General features: G+C 61.9%; 17 protein-coding genes and 1 riboswitch. Of the genes, 5 read left to right on the top strand and 12 right to left on the bottom strand.

The window, feature by feature from the left end; all coding sequences use genetic code 11:
* Nucleotides 1–28: 28 nt before the first annotated feature.
* Nucleotides 29–2,788: a DNA polymerase I gene (gene polA / locus ACQ4WY_RS23735; protein ID WP_436506180.1), complete on the bottom strand. Its 2,760-nt coding sequence runs from the start codon at nt 2,786–2,788 to the stop codon at nt 29–31.
* A 301-nt stretch (nt 2,789–3,089) separates the two neighbouring features.
* On the opposite strand from polA, the gene ACQ4WY_RS23730 reads away from it, so the two are divergent.
* The 3 genes from ACQ4WY_RS23730 (at nt 3,090) to ACQ4WY_RS23720 (ending at nt 5,313) form a co-directional block, all read left to right on the top strand.
* Entirely contained in the window at nt 3,090–3,485 is a 396-nt protein-coding gene (locus ACQ4WY_RS23730) for a hypothetical protein (protein WP_436506179.1), read from the top strand.
* An 83-nt stretch (nt 3,486–3,568) separates the two neighbouring features.
* On the top strand, nt 3,569–4,525 hold the full coding sequence (locus ACQ4WY_RS23725) for a homoserine kinase (RefSeq protein WP_436506178.1): 957 nt from the start codon (nt 3,569–3,571) through the stop codon (nt 4,523–4,525).
* Between the two features lie 2 nt (nt 4,526–4,527).
* Nucleotides 4,528–5,313, top strand: a complete 786-nt coding sequence (locus ACQ4WY_RS23720; protein WP_436506177.1) for a BPSS1780 family membrane protein — start codon at nt 4,528–4,530, stop codon at nt 5,311–5,313.
* Between the two features lie 73 nt (nt 5,314–5,386).
* Here the strand turns inward: ACQ4WY_RS23720 and ACQ4WY_RS23715 are convergent, their stop codons facing one another.
* A complete protein-coding gene (locus ACQ4WY_RS23715; RefSeq protein WP_436506176.1) occupies nt 5,387–7,696 on the bottom strand; it encodes a UvrD-helicase domain-containing protein in 2,310 nt (769 codons plus the stop codon).
* A gap of 115 nt (nt 7,697–7,811) precedes the next feature.
* On the opposite strand from ACQ4WY_RS23715, the gene ACQ4WY_RS23710 reads away from it, so the two are divergent.
* Both ACQ4WY_RS23710 and ACQ4WY_RS23705 read left to right on the top strand, forming a co-directional pair.
* The gene (locus ACQ4WY_RS23710) at nt 7,812–8,090 is read left to right on the top strand and encodes a hypothetical protein (RefSeq protein WP_436506175.1); all 279 of its coding nucleotides are present in this window, start codon (nt 7,812–7,814) and stop codon (nt 8,088–8,090) included.
* Entirely contained in the window at nt 8,087–8,608 is a 522-nt protein-coding gene (locus tag ACQ4WY_RS23705; protein ID WP_436506174.1) for a GNAT family N-acetyltransferase, read from the top strand. Before ACQ4WY_RS23710 ends, ACQ4WY_RS23705 begins: the two co-directional genes overlap by 4 nt.
* Nucleotides 8,609–8,612: 4 nt before the next feature.
* On the opposite strand, the gene ACQ4WY_RS23700 is transcribed toward ACQ4WY_RS23705, so the two are convergent.
* From ACQ4WY_RS23700 to ACQ4WY_RS23655, 10 genes are all read right to left on the bottom strand, one after another.
* Nucleotides 8,613–9,467 carry a hypothetical protein gene (locus ACQ4WY_RS23700; RefSeq protein WP_436506173.1) on the bottom strand — a complete coding sequence of 285 codons (855 nt, stop codon included), beginning with the start codon at nt 9,465–9,467 and terminating at the stop codon, nt 8,613–8,615.
* A 345-nt stretch (nt 9,468–9,812) separates the two neighbouring features.
* Nucleotides 9,813–10,919 carry an S-(hydroxymethyl)glutathione dehydrogenase/class III alcohol dehydrogenase gene (locus tag ACQ4WY_RS23695; RefSeq protein ID WP_034749160.1) on the bottom strand — a complete coding sequence of 369 codons (1,107 nt, stop codon included), beginning with the start codon at nt 10,917–10,919 and terminating at the stop codon, nt 9,813–9,815.
* A 100-nt stretch (nt 10,920–11,019) separates the two neighbouring features.
* The gene (locus ACQ4WY_RS23690) at nt 11,020–11,652 is read right to left on the bottom strand and encodes an ANTAR domain-containing response regulator (protein WP_034749164.1); all 633 of its coding nucleotides are present in this window, start codon (nt 11,650–11,652) and stop codon (nt 11,020–11,022) included.
* Between the two features lie 79 nt (nt 11,653–11,731).
* A complete protein-coding gene (gene thiE, locus ACQ4WY_RS23685) occupies nt 11,732–12,367 on the bottom strand; it encodes a thiamine phosphate synthase (RefSeq protein WP_436506172.1) in 636 nt (211 codons plus the stop codon).
* Between the two features lie 10 nt (nt 12,368–12,377).
* Nucleotides 12,378–13,142 carry a hydroxymethylpyrimidine/phosphomethylpyrimidine kinase gene (locus tag ACQ4WY_RS23680; RefSeq protein WP_436506171.1) on the bottom strand — a complete coding sequence of 255 codons (765 nt, stop codon included), beginning with the start codon at nt 13,140–13,142 and terminating at the stop codon, nt 12,378–12,380.
* Complete coding sequence (locus ACQ4WY_RS23675; RefSeq protein WP_353658899.1) at nt 13,142–13,936, bottom strand: thiazole synthase; 795 nt, start codon at nt 13,934–13,936, stop codon at nt 13,142–13,144. The genes ACQ4WY_RS23680 and ACQ4WY_RS23675 overlap by 1 nt, the downstream gene beginning before the upstream one ends.
* Nucleotides 13,937–14,079: 143 nt before the next feature.
* Nucleotides 14,080–14,283, bottom strand: coding sequence for a sulfur carrier protein ThiS (thiS, locus tag ACQ4WY_RS23670; protein ID WP_070222852.1), 204 nt, complete (start codon nt 14,281–14,283; stop codon nt 14,080–14,082).
* Nucleotides 14,284–14,303: 20 nt separating this feature from the next.
* The gene (gene thiC, locus ACQ4WY_RS23665; protein WP_436506170.1) at nt 14,304–16,217 is read right to left on the bottom strand and encodes a phosphomethylpyrimidine synthase ThiC; all 1,914 of its coding nucleotides are present in this window, start codon (nt 16,215–16,217) and stop codon (nt 14,304–14,306) included.
* A gap of 79 nt (nt 16,218–16,296) precedes the next feature.
* Nucleotides 16,297–16,412, bottom strand: a riboswitch (TPP riboswitch).
* Between the two features lie 84 nt (nt 16,413–16,496).
* Nucleotides 16,497–16,751 (bottom strand): hypothetical protein, encoded by a 255-nt coding sequence (locus ACQ4WY_RS23660; protein ID WP_436506168.1) that lies wholly within the window; start codon nt 16,749–16,751, stop codon nt 16,497–16,499.
* 39 nt (nt 16,752–16,790) lie between these two features.
* Complete coding sequence (locus ACQ4WY_RS23655) at nt 16,791–17,597, bottom strand: response regulator (protein WP_353658901.1); 807 nt, start codon at nt 17,595–17,597, stop codon at nt 16,791–16,793.
* Nucleotides 17,598–17,623 lie beyond the last annotated feature (26 nt).

Genomic DNA, 17,623 nt, shown 5'->3' with positions numbered 1-17,623 from the left:
GCGTTTCTCCTGAAGGTTGTGTTTAAATTTAGTGCGCTTCGTCCCAGTTCTTGCCTACGCCCACCTCGGCCGTCAGTGGCACTTTCAGCTCGGCCACGCCGGCCATCAGCTCCGGCAGCTTGCGCTTGACCAGTTCGAGCTCGGCGTCCGGCACTTCCAGCACCAGTTCATCGTGCACCTGCATGATCATCTTCGTTTGCAAGCCGTCCGTTTCCAGCCAGCCTTGCACGGCGATCATGGCCAGCTTGATCAGGTCGGCAGCCGTGCCCTGCATCGGTGCGTTAATCGCCGCCCGTTCCGCGCCCTGGCGGCGCGGGCCGTTCGGCGAATTAATTTCCGGCAACCACAAACGGCGGCCGAACACGGTTTCCACGTAGCCGCGCGCCTTGGCTTGCTGACGCGTGTCTTCCATATACTGTTTCACGCCGGAGAAGCGGGCAAAGTAACGGTCGATATAGCTTTGCGCGGCCGTGCGGTCCACGCCCAGGTTACCGGCCAGGCCAAACGCGCTCATGCCGTAGATCAAGCCGAAGTTGATGACCTTGGCATAGCGGCGCTGTTCGCTCTGCACTTCCGCGGCCGGCACGCCGAAGATTTCAGCGGCCGTGGCGCGGTGAATATCGATGCCGTCGGCAAACGCGCGCAGCATGGCTTCGTCGCCCGAGATGTGCGCCATGATGCGCAATTCGATCTGCGAATAGTCGGCCGAAACGATGTGGCTGCCGGGCGGCGCAATAAAGGCTTCGCGAATGCGCCGGCCTTCCGCGCTGCGGATGGGGATATTCTGCAAGTTCGGGTCGTTCGACGCCAATCGCCCCGTCACGGCCACGGCTTGCGCATAGTTCGTGTGCACTCTGCCCGTCGTGACGTTGATCATTTTCGGTAATTTATCCGTGTAGGTCGACTTCAGCTTGGCCATGCCGCGGTATTCCAGCAGCACTTTGGGCAAGGGATAATCCTCGGCCAGCTTTTGCAGCACTTCCTCATCCGTCGAGGGCGCGCCCGTCGGGGTTTTCTTGACCACCGGCAGTTTCAGCTTTTCAAAGAAAATCTCGCCGATCTGCTTGGGCGAGCCCAGGTTGAACGGCTGTTCGGCCAGTTCATACGCCTTCTTTTCCAGTTCGAGGATTTTCACGGCCAGCTCGGCCGACTGGATGTTGAGCAACTCGTCATCGATCAGCACGCCATTGCGCTCGATTTTTTGCAAGACCACGGCCGTCGGCATCTCGATCTTTTCATAGATGAAGGTCAGTTTTTCATCATTGGCCACGTTGCCCCACATATTATTGTGCAGGCGCAAGGTGACGTCGGCATCCTCGGCCGCGTATTTCGCCGCCTGCTCCACTTCCACCTGATTAAACGTGATCTGCTTGGCGCCCTTGCCGCACACGTCCTCGAAGGGGATCGTCGTGTAGTTCAGGTGGCGCAGGGCCAGGCTGTCCATGTCGTGCTTCTTGTGCGATTCGAACACATACGATACCAGCAGGGTATCGTGGGCGATGCCGCGCAACGTCACGCCATGGTTGGCGAAGATATGGCTGTCGTACTTCAGGTTCTGCCCCAGCTTGGGCTTGTTTGCATCTTCCAGCCACGGGCGCAGTTTCGCCAGCACGTGTTCGCGCGTCAACTGTTCCGGCGCGCCCGCGTAGTCGTGGGCCAGCGGGATGTAGCAGGCGGCGTGCTCGGCAACCGAGAGGGAGATGCCGACCATTTGCGCCGTCATCGGTTCCAGCGAGGTGGTTTCCGTGTCGACAGCCGTCAGGGGCGCCGCATCGATCAGGGCGATCCATTTGTCCAGCTGCGCATCCGTCAGCACGGTTTCATACACGGCTTCCACCGCTGGCGTGGCGTCGGCGAACATGTCGCCCGTCGTGTTGGCAGCAGCGCCACCGGCGACAGGTGCGCCGACTGGCGACATCGGCGGCGGCGTAGCGCTCAGTTCGCGCAGCAGGGCCTTGAAGCCGTAGCGGTTGAAGAAGGCCAGCAGCGCTTCCTTGTCTTCGTGTTTCGCCCCCAGCGAGTCGGCGATCGTCGTCATGTGGCCCGATAAATCGCAATCGGTCTTGACGGTGATCAAGGCGCGCGCCTGCGGCAGCCATGGCAGGGCCGTGCGCAGGTTTTCACCCACGGCGCCGCCCACACTGGCCGCGTTTTGCATGACGCCTTCCAGGCTGTCGTACAAGGTCAGCCATTTGACGGCCGTCTTCGGGCCGCATTTCGATACGCCTGGCACGTTGTCGACCGTATCGCCGATCAGCGACAAATAATCGATGATGCGGTTGGGCGGTACGCCGAACTTGGCCAGCACGGCCGCTTCGTCGAGCTTTTCATTGCTCATGGTATTGATAAGGGTCACCTGGCTGTTGACCAGTTGCGCCAGGTCCTTGTCGCCCGTGGAGACCACCACGTTCATACCGGCGGCAGCCGCCTGCACGGCTAGCGTCCCGATCACGTCGTCCGCTTCCACGCCGTCGACCATCAGGATCGGCCAGCCCATGGCGCGCACGGCTTCGTGGATGGGTTCGATCTGCAGGCGCAGGTCATCCGGCATCGAGGCGCGCGTGGCCTTGTACTCGGGATACATGTCATCGCGGAAAGTTTTACCCTTGGCATCGAACACGCAGGCGATGTAGGCGGCCGGGTAATCGGCGCGCAGGCGGCGCAGCATGTTGACCATGCCGTGCATGGCGCCCGTGGGATAGCCGTCCGGGCTGCGCAGGTCAGGCAGCGCATGGAAAGCACGATAAAGGTAACTGGAACCGTCGACTAACAGCAGGGTGTTTTGCATAATGCCAATAAAATAAGGTGAGCCGCGCCAGCCGGGAAGAAACAGCGGCGGGCGGAATATCGCACAATTATCGCAGAGTTTAGGACCGGGCCACCGGAGACGCGGCCCCCGTTTTTTGCGCAGTTTGACACGGCGGGTACCCCGCCTGGCCGCCCAGCCGGCAGCCAGGGCCTATTTCCGCGCAATTAATCAGCCGTATTAAGCAGCACTGCCTACCAGTTTGTTACAATGCCTTATAGATAAATTGACGGCATTACACCACTGCACGCGCTGCAGTCCCACACATGGAAGCGAACCCATCATGATGCGTACATCGACACTCTGGACATTCCTCGCCCTGCCCCTGCTGGCATGTTCGGCCATTGCCAGCGCCCAGACGCCGGCCAAACCGAGCGAAGCGCCGCCACAACTGGAACGCATCGAGGAAATGGGCGAAGCGCCCATCACTGTGGCGCCGGCCGCAGCCAAGCAGCAGATTACCGAAAAACGCGAAGCGGGCGTGACGTCCGAAGTGAAAGTCACGAGCGGCGGCAGCACCTATTACATGAAACCGGCCGCTGGCGCCGACCAGGCCCACGGCGGCACCCTGCGCGGCCCGCAATGGAAAGTGCTGGAATTCGACCTGGGCAAGAAAAAACAGAAACAACGCGATGAAGAGGCAGCGGACGCGCCAGCACCGCCCGTACCAGCGAAGTAAGCAGCCACTCTCTTCTGCCCCGCCCCGGCCACCTGCGGGGCAGCCGGCTTTTTTTGACCTTTTAGACCATTCCTCTCTTTCCCATGGCAGTTTTTACCGCGCTACACCTGGACGATATCGGCCAGTGGATCACGCAGTTTCCACTCGGCAAACCTCTGGCGCTCAAGGGCATCGCGTCCGGCATCGAAAACAGCAATTTCTTCCTGAGCACGGAGCGCGGCGAGTATGTGCTGACGATCTTTGAAAACCTCAGCTTCGAGCAATTGCCGTTTTATCTGCAACTGATGCGCCATTTGGCGGACCGGGGCGTACTGGTGCCGGCGCCGATCGCCAATGCCGATGGCGAACTGGTAACGGCCTTGCAAGGCAAGCCGGCCGCCATCGTCAGCAAACTCGACGGCAGCTCGCAGATGGCGCCGCAAGCCGTGCATTGCGCGGCTGTCGGCACCATGCTGGCGAAGATGCACCTGGCGGGGCGCGATTTCCCCCTGCAGCAGCCGAATTTGCGGGGACTGGACTGGTGGAACACCACCACGCCGCTGGTCTTGCACCACCTCGACGATGCCAAAGCGCACCTGCTGCGCGCGGAAATCCATTTCCAGGACGCGTTTGCTGCCTGCGATACCTATAAAGCCATCCCGCGCGGTCCCGTGCATGCCGACTTGTTCCGCAACAACGTCATGTTTGACGGCGAGCGCCTGACGGGCTTTTTCGACTTTTACTTTGCCGGCTGCGACACCTGGCTGTTCGACGTGGCCGTCACCGTCAACGACTGGTGCGTGGACCTGGACACGGGCGTGCTTGACACGGTGCGCGTGCGCGCCCTGCTCGACGCCTACCGGGCCGTGCGCCCGTTTACGCACGAAGAACAAACGGCATGGCAAGCGATGCTGCGCGCTGCCGCGCTGCGTTTCTGGCTGTCGCGCCTGTACGATTATTACCAGCCGCGCGAAGCGGAAATGCTGACCCCGCACGATCCGGCGCATTTCGAACGCATTCTGCGCGAACGTATCGCCACACCTGCTCCGGAACTGTTTTAAACATGGAAAAATTACCTGCAAGTACAGGTTGGCAATGGGTGAAACAAGGCTTCGCCCTGTTTCGCAAGCAACCTGGCGGCATGTCGATGCTGTTTCTCGGCTATATGTTCTGCATGCTGGCCGTCAGCATCGTGCCCGTGCTCGGTCAAATGCTGCCCGTCATCCTCGTCCCCGTGTTTTCCGTCGCCTTTGTGCAAGGCTGCCTGAATATCGACCAGGGCAAGCGCGTCTTGCCCAGCCTGCTGATCTCGGGCTTCCGCAAGCCGGCCTTTCCTTCCCTGTTCGGCCTGGGCGTGCTGTACATCCTCATGGCCATCGTCGCCATCGGCGCCTCGACGCTGGTGGACGACGGCTTGCTGTGGCAACTGGTCACCGGACAACTGACGGAAGAAGCGGCGCGCACCGCCATCCCCGAATCGCGCCTGGGCCTGGGCATCCTGCTGGCCATAGTGCTGTACGTGCCGGCCGCCATGGCCTTCTGCTTTGCCGCACCGTTGATTTACTGGAAACAAACCGGACTGGGCAAGTCGCTGTTCTTCAGCTTTTTCGCCGTCTGGCGCTCGCTGTCGGCCTTCATCGTCTTCGCCGCCACCTGGTTCGCCATCAGCGTCGTCACCAGCCAGTTGCTGGCCGTCATCTTTGGCCGCACGCCGCTGATGATGCAGCTGATGATGCCGTTGTCGATGATACTCACCATCATCATGCATTGCTCGTTCTACGCCGCCTACCGCCAGATCTTCGGCGTGCCCGTCGACGAGAGCAAGACGGTGTCGCTGGACAAAAATTAAAGCTGGGGTCAGACCCTCAACACCGCTAACGCAAAGCTTGGCGTTAACATGGCCGGGGGTCTGACCCCGGCATTTAGCGGCCCAATCGTTCCAGTTTCGCGATGCCCAGATCCAGCACCTTCATGCCGTGCTGGCCGAAGTTGATCTGCGCGCGCGCATTGCCGCCGCCGCCTTCGATATTGACGATCACGCCTTCGCCGAACTTGGCGTGCGCGACCGATTCACCGATGCGCCAGCCGCCGCCCGTGGCTTTTTGCGCGATCTTTTGCGCAATCGCATTGTCCGAACCCAGGCTGGCCACGCGGGGCGCCTCGTCCCAGGCCGACTTGCGGTTGCCGAACCAGTTCGCCTGCACCTTCGGCGACAGCCATTTCAGCGACTCTTCCGGCAATTCGTCGAAGAAGCGCGACTTCATGTTGTAGCGCGTCTGGCCATGCAGCATGCGCGTCTGCGAAAAGCTCATATACAGACGCTTGCGCGCGCGCGTGATGGCCACGTACATCAGCCGGCGCTCCTCTTCCACGCCGTTGTCTTCCTTCGAGCTGCTTTCGTGCGGGAACAGGCCCTCTTCCAGCCCGGTAATGAAGACGTTGTCGAATTCCAGGCCCTTGGCCGAATGCACCGTCATCATCTGCAGCGCATCCTGGCCCGCCTGCGCCTGGTTATCGCCCGCTTCCAGCGACGCGTGCGACAGGAAGGCGGAGAGCGGCGACATCACGGCCGGCAGCGGCGCGTCGGCATCCAGAATCTCGATGCCATCCTGGTTGACGACGGGCGCGCCCGACTGCGCCTGGGAGGCAGGCCCCAGATGCGCAGGTGCCGCCTGGCCGAAACCTTCCTCGGAAACGAACTGGCTGGCCGCGCTGACCATCTGCTCCAGATTCTCGATGCGGTCAGCGCCTTCCTTTTCATTCTGATAATGCTGCAGCAAGGTACTCGCTTCCAGCACCACCCGCACCATTTCCGGCAGGGACAATTGCTGCGTTTCGAAACGCACGCCCTCGATCAATTTCACGAAACCGGCCAACACGCTGCCCGCCTTGCCTGCCACATACGGCACGGATGCGTACAGCGAAATGCCGTATTGCTCGGAAGCGGCCTGCAATTGCTCGATCGAACGCATGCCGATGCCGCGCGTAGGGAAATTGACCACGCGCAGGAAGGCCGAATCGTTGTGCGGATTATCCATCAATTGCAAATAGGCAATCGCGTGCTTGACCTCGGCGCGCTGGAAGTAGCGCTGGCCGCCATACACATGGTACGGAATCGCGGCCGAGAACAGCGCGTGTTCGATCACGCGCGACTGCGCATTCGAGCGGTACAAAATCGCGATCTCACTGCGCGAAGCGCCATCGGCGATCAGGCTTTTCGCCTCTTCGATGATCCACTGTGCTTCCTGCAAGTCGGAACTGGCTTCATACACGCGCACCTGCTCGCCATGGCCCGCATCCGTGCGCAGATTCTTGCCCAGGCGCTTGCTATTGTTCGCGATCAACACGTTGGCGCTGTCGAGGATATGACCGTGCGAGCGGTAGTTCTGCTCCAGCTTGATCAAGTTCTTCACCTGGAACTCGTGCTCGAAGGCACTCATGTTGCCCACGTTGGCGCCGCGGAAGGCGTAGATGCTCTGGTCATCATCGCCGACGGCAAACAGGGCGCCACCATCGCGGCTGCCATGGCCGGCCAGCAATTTGAGCCAGTTGTATTGCAGGTTATTCGTATCCTGGAACTCGTCGACGAGGATGTGGCGGAAACGCGCCTGGTAGTGTTCACGCAGCGGCTGGTTGCGGCTCAGCAATTCATACGTGCGCAACAGCAATTCCGCAAAATCGACGACGCCTTCGCGCTGGCACTGATCGTCGTACAGCTGGTACAGCTCGACCATCTTGCGCTCGTGCGCGTCGTACGCTTCCACGTCCGTGGCGCGCAAGCCCTGGTCCTTGGCGTTGTTGATGAAATACATCACCGTCTTCGGTGGGAATTTTTCATCATCAATGTTATTTGCCTTCAACAAGCGCTTGATCACGGACAACTGATCCTGCGAATCGAGGATCTGGAAAGTCTGGGGCAAGGCCGCATCGCGGTAGTGCGTGCGCAGCAAACGGTTGCACAGACCGTGGAAGGTACCGATCCACATGCCGCGCGTGTTGATCGGCAGCATGGCCGACAGGCGCGTGAGCATTTCCTTGGCGGCTTTATTCGTGAAGGTCACGGCCAGGATGCCGGGCGGCGATACCTGCTGGGTCTGGATCAGCCACGCGATGCGGGTGGTCAGCACGCGGGTCTTGCCCGAACCGGCGCCAGCCAGGATCAGCGCATGTTGCGCCGGCAAGGTGACGGCAGCCAATTGTTCGGGATTGAGGTTGTGAAGAAGATTTTGCATGCCGTGATTATACCGGCATGGCTAAAAATACTGTGCATTTGTCCAGCGGTCGCGCCGTATTCGCCGCGTGCGCGCTACAATCGGCATCACTGCACAGCTGACAGAAACGATGCCCATGACACCTCCCAGCCACCTCGACGGCGCCCGCGTACTGGCCTGGGCCTGGTCCGACCTGCCCTTCGGCCACGTCAACGATGAGCATGGTGGCGCCGCCCCCATCGCCATCCACGGTCTGGCCGTGTGCCGCTACGGGGACGAGGGGCGTGTCTACCGTTTCAGCTGCGATGCGCGCTGGGACACGTTGCAGGATGACGTATATGCCAGCGCGGACGAGGCCCGGCAGCAATTGCCGGCGCAATACCGGGCCGTGGCCCCTGTGTGGAACACGCCGTGAGTTACGCCATCCGCGCAGCCACCCGCGCCGACCTGCCCCTGCTGGCCCAGGTCGAGCGCAGCGCCGCAGCCCTGCTTGCGCAGGCCGGCCCCGGACCGGCGTGGCTGGCGCACGGTGAACCCTTGCCACTGAGCACCTTGCAGGCGCTGCAGCAGCATGGCGGCGTCTGGGTGGCTGCCGATGGGCAGGACAGGCCATCGGGTTTCCTGGCAGCCCAGCCGCTCGACGGCAAGTTGTTCATCGTGGAATTGTCCGTTGCACTGCCGCAGCAACGCCAGGGACTGGGCGCGCGCCTGCTCGACGCGGCGGCGGCCCACGCCCGGGCGCTGGGCTGCCCCTGCCTGACACTGAGCACCTACCGCCATCTGCCCTGGAACGCGCCCTACTATGCGCGCCACGGTTTCAGCGACATCGATGCCGTAGCGCTGGGCGCGGGTCACGCGCTCAAGCTGGCGCGCGAAGCGCAGGACGGGCACGACCCGGCGCTGCGCTGCCTGATGCGCAAGCAGGTGGCTTGACCGCTCAGCGCACCAGCCGGGCCTTGCCTTCGCTCAGCGATTGCGCGATCACCTGCCGCGTTGCCTTGTCCGCCGCCCTGGCCGCTTTCTCTTGCTGGCGGCCAAGGTCGCTCATTTGCTTGCCCAGCGTTTCCATCGGCTTGCTGCGCTGATCCATCTGGCGCGAAATCGCTTCGGCCTGCCGGGCCTCGCTCTCATGGATGGCGGCGATGCGTTCGTTGGCCTCTTCCATTTCATCCTGGGCATCTTCCATCTGCTGCTGCAAACGTTCTACATCGCGCTCGGCCGTACGGCGTGCCGCATCGCTCGTTGCCAGTGCCTGGCGGCGCGACGCGTCGCCCAGCTTGCGGCCCAGCTCCTGCTGCTGGCGGGCCAGGACGCGCAGCTGTTCCGATTCGCGCGTACCGGCCTTGGCCTGCGCCTGGCCACGGGCGCCCATCTTGCCGCCCAATTCGCCCATCGCCTTGCCATGCGCACTCATCTGCGTACCGAGGCCACTCATCTGCTCACCCAGTTGCTGGGATGGTTTCCAGGCCTCGTTGATCCGCGCCAGCAGCGCGGGATCCTGCATCACATAACTCTTGCCCTGGTCTCGAAACCACAGGAACTGCCCATTGATGGACTGTTTCAACTGCTTGATCTGCTGGTTATCGACATCGCTGCCACTCATGGTGACCCTGTCCTTGCGGCTATCGACGAGGGCATAGCCATCGTTACTCTCCACGGAAATACTGATCTGCTTGCTGGGTGCGGCAGGCGGGGCCGGCGGCGCAGGCGGCTCGGGCGGCTGCACGGCCAGCGCGCTGCCGCCAAGCAGGATACCGGCAAGGCTGAGGATCAAACGGTGGGAAGTGGACATGGCTGCCTCGTGTGTATGGTTGGAGCGTCTACTCTAGCCAGGCGCGATGGGCTGCTCCAGCGCCGTGCGACAGGCTGCACAAATGCTGGCCTGGACGGCAGGCTTGCGCGATGAGTGGCAAACCACGGGCAAAAAAAAGGAGGCCAGGGGCCTCCGCAAAGCCGCTGTGGTACAGCGACGAGGATCAAGATAGCCGCTGGCGGCCGCCACCGCCAGCGCCGTGCGATGAATTGCCGGGATCAGGGAGTGGACGACAGCCAGGCCCGATGGATGGCAAAACGGCGGCAAAAAAAACGGAGGCCGCAGCCTCCGCAAAAACGCCGTGGTACGGCGTATAGCAATTAATTAATACAGCACGACGGAGCGGATCGATTCGCCGCTTTTCATCAAGTCGAAACCTTGATTAATATCATCGAGCTTCAAACGGTGCGTGATCAAATCATCGATATTGAGCTTGCCTTCCATATACCAGTCGACGATCTTCGGCACGTCCGTGCGGCCGCGCGCGCCGCCGAAAGCGGAACCTTTCCACACGCGTCCCGTCACCAGCTGGAAGGGGCGGGTGGAAATTTCCTGGCCCGCCGCCGCCACGCCGATGATGATGGACTGGCCCCAGCCTTTGTGGCAGCACTCAAGCGATTGGCGCATGGTGGTGGTGTTGCCGATGCACTCAAAACTGTAATCGGCGCCGCCATCCGTCAGCTGCACGATGGTGTCAACAACGTTTTCCACCTCGTTGGCATTGACGAAATGCGTCATGCCGAACTTGCGCGCAATGGCCTGGCGCGCCGGATTGATGTCCACGCCGATGATTTTATCGGCGCCCACCATCTTGGCCGCCTGGATCACGTTCAAGCCGATGCCGCCCAGGCCGAACACGACCACGTTGGCGCCCGCTTCCACCTTGGCCGTAAACAACACGGCGCCCACGCCCGTCGTCACGCCGCAACCGATGTAGCAAACTTTATCGAAGGGCGCATCTTCGCGGATCTTTGCCAGGGCGATTTCCGGCACGACGATGTAATTGGAAAAGGTGGAGGTGCCCATGTAGTGGAAGATGGGCTTGCCGTCGATGGAAAAGCGCGAAGTCGCGTCCGGCATCAGGCCGCGGCCCTGCGTGGAGCGGATCGACTGGCACAAGTTCGTCTTTTGCGACAGGCAGAATTTGCACTGGCGGCATTCCGGCGTGTACAGGGGAATGACGTGGTCATCCTTTTTCAGGCTTTTCACGCCCGGGCCCACATCGACGACGATGCCGGCGCCTTCATGGCCGAGGATCGAAGGGAAGATACCTTCCGGATCGGCGCCCGACAGGGTGTAGTAATCGGTGTGGCAAATGCCGGTGGCCTTGATCTCGACCAGTACTTCGCCCTCGCGCGGGCCGGCCAGGTCGACTTCTTCAATCGTCAGCGGGGCGCCCGCCTTCCATGCAATCGCTGCTTTGGTTTTCATGTGTGTCCTGTCTATGGTTGAACCAGGCGCGCCAGCGCGCCGTATCGTCACATCATAACAAGGCAGGCGCCGACATGCCACGCCGGCGCCGGTGCAACGCTTACTTGGTTTTCGCCCGGTTCAAAAAGGCGCCGTGCAAGCCGTTCAGGGTTTCCTCGGCCAGCAACAGCTGGCTGGCGATTTCATTGATCTTGCGCCGGCTCGAGCGTGCATGGTCGCGCAGCACTTCGAACGCCGTGTTGCGGTCCGTCTGGAACTTCCCCATCAAGAGGCCCACGGCCAGGCTCGTTTCGCGGCCGGCGGCCAGGGCCGCATTCAGGTTCAGCTCGGTGCGGCGCAGCTGGCGGATTTCATCGGCGCGCGCCAGGCCTGCTTCGAAAGCGGGCATCAAGCGGCCTTCGTCGACGGGTTTCACCACGTAGCCGACGGCGCCGTAGGCGGCTGCCTGCTTGCCCGATTCGCTGTCGCCGCTGCCGGACAGGAACATGAACGGCACGGCCGTTTCGCCGTGCAGGCGCTTGGCCAGCTCCAGGCCGGACATGCCCGGCATGTGGATGTCGAGCAAGGCCAGGTCGGGCTCGCGCTGGGCAATCAGCTGCAACGCCACTTCGGCCGAATGGGCCAGGGCCGTTTCGTAGCCCGCATGGCGCAGGACTTCGCCGAGAAATTCCAACAGGAGCTGGTCATCGTCAACGATCAGGATAAGGCGTTTGGCGGCGGCTGGCTGACTCATGGGTAAAGGGACCTTGGTAATGAATGATGCTCATATTATATGCCGATTATTCCCCCAAACCAGCGTTGCACGCCCATGCTCATGCCGCAAACAAGTGATTGAATTGCTGCACCGCAATATCCACCTCGTCCGTCTGGTAGACATTGCTCAATACGTTGCCAAATACGCTGCTGATGGCCGCCACCATGTCGGCGCCACGCGCGACCAGCGGCGCCGCGTTCTCCGGCGTCATGCCGCCGATCACCACGCAGGGCAAGGCGATCTCGCGCTTGGCCTGCAGCACAATATCCAGGGGCGTCGTCACCGGATACTTTTTCACCAGCGACGGATAAAAGCCGCCGAAGGCCACATAGCTGGCGCCGCCGGCCTGCGCCATCCTTGCCAAGGCCATGTCGCCATAGCAGGAGGCGCCGACAAGCTTGTCCTTGCCCAGGCGCGCGCGCACCTGCGCCACGGACGCGTCGGTGCCGCCCACGTGCACGCCGTCCGCGTCAAGCTCTTCGCACAGCTCGATAAAATCGTTGATGATGAAAGGCACGCCATACTTGCGGGCCAGTGCCAGCAAGGCACCCGCCTGTTCGCGCCGTTGCTCCGCCTCGGCGCTCTTGTGGCGGTATTGCAGCAGGGCCACGCCGCCGTGCAAAGCCTGTTCCGTGCTGTCGAGCAGGCGGTCGGTGTCATCCCAGTTCGGGGTAACCAGATACAGTCCACGCATGATGTTTTCCTTATTGAATGAGTCGTTGCGGCATCAGCTGACCTGGCGCAATCGCGTACGCGCCGGCCAGGGCAGCATGGCAATAGCTTTGCGCCAGATCCAGCGCTTCGGGCAACGCCTGGCCCAATGCCAGGCGCGCCGCGATGGCAGACGCCAAAGTGCAGCCGCTGCCGTGGAATTCGCCAGGCAGGCGCGGCCACCGCCACGCGCGCTCGCCGCCCCCGGCGTCAAACCAGCGGTTGACGATCATCTCGCCCTCGCCATGCCCGCCCGTCACCAGCACGTGCTTGCAGCCTTGCGCGCGCAAGGCTGCCTCGCCGCCCAGGGCCAGCGCTTCCGGCCCGTTCGGTACGATGACGGTAGTCACCGGCAGCAAGGGCGCCAGCGCCAGCACGGCATCGTCCCGGCTGAGCACGTCGCCATGGCCGCTGGCCAGCACGGGGTCAAGCACCACCGGAAAATCCGGCCGGGCCAGCCGCAATTGCGCGATCAGTTGCGCGATGACGGCCGCATTCGCGGCACTGCCGGGAATGCCGATTTTGACGGCGTGAATCGCCATCTTGTCGATCAGCGCCTGCGCCTGCCGGCGCAGCAATTCCGGCGCCACCGGTTCGACAGCAAACACGCGGTCGTTGTCCTGCACCGTCAGCGCCGTGATGACGGGCAAGGCATGTGCGCCCTGCGCCGCAATCGCCACAATATCGGCGGCGATACCGGCGCCGCCAGAAGGATCAACGCCGGCAAACACCAGCACAGTCGGACGCTGTGGCATCATCACGCCAGCCGGCCCGCCATCGGCGACGAGGGCGAAGCGGCGAATTTACGCGGCATGCGGCCCGCCAAAAACGCTTCGCGCCCGGCCCGCACGGCCAGCTTCATCGCATGCGCCATGCGCACGGGATCGCGCGCGCCGGCAATCGCCGTATTCATCAGCACGCCATCGCAACCGAGCTCCATGGCGATAGCCGCGTCCGAAGCCGTTCCCACGCCAGCATCGACGAGCACCGGCACTTTCGCCTGGTCGATGATCAGCGACAAGTTCCATGGGTTCAAGATGCCCATGCCCGAGCCGATCAGCGACGCCAGCGGCATGACGGCCACGCAGCCGATGTCTTCCAAAATCTTCGCCTGGATCGGGTCATCGCTGCAATAGACCATCACGTCAAAGCCATCCTTGACCAGCGCTTCGGCCGCGATCAGCGTTTCCGGCATGTGCGGAAATAATGTCTTTTCATCGCCCAGCACTTCCAGCTTGACCAGATTGCGTCCGCCCAGCAGTTCGCGCGCCAGTTGCAGGGTGTACACGGCATCTTTCGCGTTGTAGCAGCCGGCCGTGTTCGGCAATATCGTGTACTGGTCCGGCGGCACAACATCGAGCAGGCTGGGGGCGTTCGGATCTTGCCCGATATTCACGCGGCGGATGGCCACCGTGATGATCTGCGCCTCGGCCGCGTCCGTCGCCTCGCGCGTCTGTGGCAAGTCCTTGTACTTGCCGCTACCCACCAGCAAGCGAGATTGGTACTGCTTTCCCGCGATGGTCAGCAAGTCATTATTTGTTGCGGTATTCATGTGCTTTTCCTTAAGTTTTTAAACGTCCGAAGAAAACCGTAGCGAGCGGCGATGATTTGTGGCCGAGACGCGCAACCGTGCTTGAGCACGGTGAGCATCGCAGGCCGCAAAGCGCGACGCGCAGTAGGTTTGCCTGGACGTTTTCAGCCGCCGCCGATGGCGCGGACTATTTCAACCTGGTCTTGGGTTTGCAAGACCTGTCCCGGCCACGCCTTGCGCGGCACGACGTTGCGGTTGACGGCCAGCGCCAGCGCCTGGTTTTCCAGCGACAGCGCGGCGATCAATTGGTCCAGGGTTTGCCCGGGCGGCACCTGGTGCGGTGCGCCGTTGAGCGTGATGGATATCAATGCAGGCATCACGCTCTCCTTCAGACCTTGCGGTACAGTTCGGCGCCGTTCTTGATGAATTCGATGGCCTTGATTTCCATGCCCTGCTTGAGCGCCTTGTCTTCCGCGATGCCCATGCCGGCCGCGTATTCGCGCACTTCCTGCGTGATCTTCATCGAGCAGAAATGCGGGCCGCACATGGAGCAGAAATGCGCCACCTTGGCCGAATCCTTGGGCAAAGTTTCATCGTGGAATTCGCGCGCCTTGTCCGGGTCCAGGCCGATATTGAACTGGTCATCCCAGCGGAATTCAAAGCGGGCTTTCGACAGCGCGTTGTCGCGGATTTGCGCGCCCGGATGGCCTTTCGCCAGGTCGGCCGCATGCGCCGCGATCTTGTAGGTGATGATGCCGTCCTTCACATCGGCCTTGTTGGGCAGACCCAGGTGCTCCTTCGGCGTCACGTAGCACAACATGGCCGTGCCGTACCAGCCGATCATGGCCGCGCCGATGCCCGAGGTGATGTGGTCGTAGCCGGGTGCGATATCGGTGGTCAGCGGCCCCAGCGTGTAGAACGGCGCTTCGCCGCACTGCTCCAGCTGCAAGTCCATGTTTTCCTTGATCAATTGCATGGGCACGTGGCCCGGGCCTTCGATCATCACTTGCACGTCGTGCTTCCAGGCAACTTGCGTCAGCTCGCCCAGGGTTTTCAGTTCGCCCAGCTGCGCTTCGTCGTTGGCATCGTAGATGGAACCGGGACGCAAGCCGTCACCCAGCGAGAACGATACGTCGTACGCCTTCATGATTTCGCAGATCTCTTCGAAATGCGTGTACAGGAACGATTCCTGGTGGTGCGCCAGACACCATTTCGCCATGATGGAGCCGCCGCGCGAGACGATGCCCGTCAGGCGCTTGGCCGTCATCGGCACATAGCGCAGCAGCACGCCCGCGTGGATGGTGAAATAGTCGACGCCCTGCTCGGCCTGCTCGATCAGGGTGTCGCGGAAGATTTCCCACGTCAGATCTTCGGCCTTGCCATTGACCTTTTCCAGCGCCTGGTAGATAGGCACGGTACCGATGGGCACGGGGCTGTTGCGCACGATCCATTCGCGCGTTTCGTGGATATGTTTGCCGGTGGACAAGTCCATCACATTGTCGCCGCCCCAGCGGATGGCCCAGGTCATCTTTTCCACTTCCTCGCCTATCGACGAGGTGACGGCGGAATTGCCGATATTCGCATTGATTTTCACCAGGAAATTGCGGCCGATAATCATCGGCTCGACTTCAGGGTGGTTGATGTTGGCGGGAATAATGGCGCGGCCCCGGGCAATTTCCTCGCGCACGAATTCCGGCGTGATTTCCGCAGGAATGCTGGCGCCGAACGACTGGCCAGGGTGCTGGCGGCCCATCAGCTCTGCCAGGCGCTCGCCCATGGGACCGGAGGCTTTCAGTTCGCGCAAATACTCCTGGCGGCGCATGTTTTCGCGGATGGCTACGAATTCCATTTCCGGCGTGATGATGCCCTGGCGCGCGTAATGCATTTGCGTCACGTTCTTGCCGGCGATGGCGCGGCGCGGCTTGCGATGCAGATTAAAACGCAACTCGGCCAGCTTCGGGTCCGCCAGGCGGGCGATGCCGTAGTCGGAGGTCGGACCGGGCAATTCTTCCGTGTCGGCACGTTCCATGATCCACGGCAGGCGCGGCGTATCGAGGCCCGAGCGGATGTCGATCTGCACGTCCGGATCCGTGTAGGGGCCGGACGTATCGTAGACGTAGATCGGTGGATTCTTTTCGCCGCCGAACGACGCTTCCGTGTCGGACTGGCTGATCTCGCGCATGGGCACGCGGATATCGGGGCGGCTGCCCTGCACATAAATCTTGCGCGAATTGGGCAGCGGCGCGATAGCGGCTTCGTCGACCGTGGCGGTGGCGGAGAGGAATTTCGGGTTGGCGTTCATTTTGGCTCCTTGGCTAGACTTGTTTTAAGCCTGGAGCCAGCTAAGGAGGTTCGGCTGCGCGCACGCGGAAAAGCGGGGTGCGTTCATCCTAAAGCTTCCCTTCGCTGGCATTATCCAGATCAGGTTCGGAGGGTATTTCTCACCCGCGCTTGCACTGTGTTTCCACAGCGAAAGGCAGGACCCCTAGCGTTTGCCGCCTTGCGGCAGCGAGCCAATTATACGCGGTTCACGCCGCGTGGCCAGATGATTTCTTGCAGCTGTCGTCTTTGTGCTTCGGCGTTACTTCTTCTTGCCCCAGCGCCAGCTGGTCGGTTCGCCCTTCAGTTGGCAGATGAAAATGAGCACGGCAACGATGGCCACTTCATACACGATGTAGCCAACCAGCATGGTTTGCGGCGGGAACAGGAACGCGCCGCATGCGAACAGCGCCAGCGCGGCCAGGAACACCAGCCAGCCCTGCCAGGTAATGGGCAAGCCCCAGCCCCAGCCATAGGTCTTGGCGGGAAACCAGTAGGAGGAAGATTTGTCAGCCATGATGCTTTCCTTGTGGATATGGATAGCAGCAAGTATAAATCAGGCGCTCCGATGGCGCTCCGTGACATCGAGGCCGATGCCGCGGTAGCCGATGAAGCGGCTGCCATTGTCGAACATCGGTTCGCCGCTCACCTGCAGGTACTGCGTGCTGCCGTCGGGATTGGCGCGGCTATAGATGAAGTCGAGAAACGGTTCGCGCGCGGCGATCTTTGCGTCGAGCAAGGCGCGCTCGGCCGCGTTCCAGCGCTGCGGCTCTTCTTCGCTGCCGATGCCCAGCATTTCGGCCACGGGGCCGGAAAAGCGCGTCAGATTGCCTTGCGCATCCTGCTCCCAGTACCAGTCGGACGACAGTTCCGTGAAGCGCTGGAAGCGCGCTTCGCTTTCGCGCAGCTCCGCCGTGCGCTCTTCCACCATCTGTTCCAGCGACTTGTTGTATTCGGCCAGCTTCTGGTACAGCAAGCGCACTTCCAGCATATTGTGGATGCGCGTTTTCACTTCCACCAGGTCGAAGGGCTTGCTGACAAAGTCCTTGGCGCCGGCTTGCAGCGCGCGCAGCTTGTGGCCCGGCTGGGCCGTGATCACCAGCACGGGCAGATAGCTGCCCGCCTCGAGGTCGCGCAAGCCTTCCATCACTTCGAAGCCATCCATTTCCGGCATCTGCAAGTCGAGCAGGATCAAGTCGTAGCGGTGCTGCTGGTGCAGCGCGTGCACGGCTTGCGGGTCCATGGTGGAAGTGATGCGCGTATAGCCGGCATTGCGCAGCACCTGTTCCAGCAGCATGACGTTGGCCTCCTGGTCGTCAACGATGAGGATGCTGGCGTTCAGGATCTCGGTGGCTTGAAGCATGGCGGTATTCCTAAAATGAAGTGCTG

The organism is Janthinobacterium salmonicoloratum, from assembly GCF_051380845.1.
Taxonomy (GTDB): Bacteria; Pseudomonadota; Gammaproteobacteria; order Burkholderiales; family Burkholderiaceae_D; genus Janthinobacterium; species Janthinobacterium lividum_F.
The sequence above is the reverse complement of the archived record's forward strand: the minus strand, read 5'-3'. Positions and strand labels throughout refer to the sequence as shown.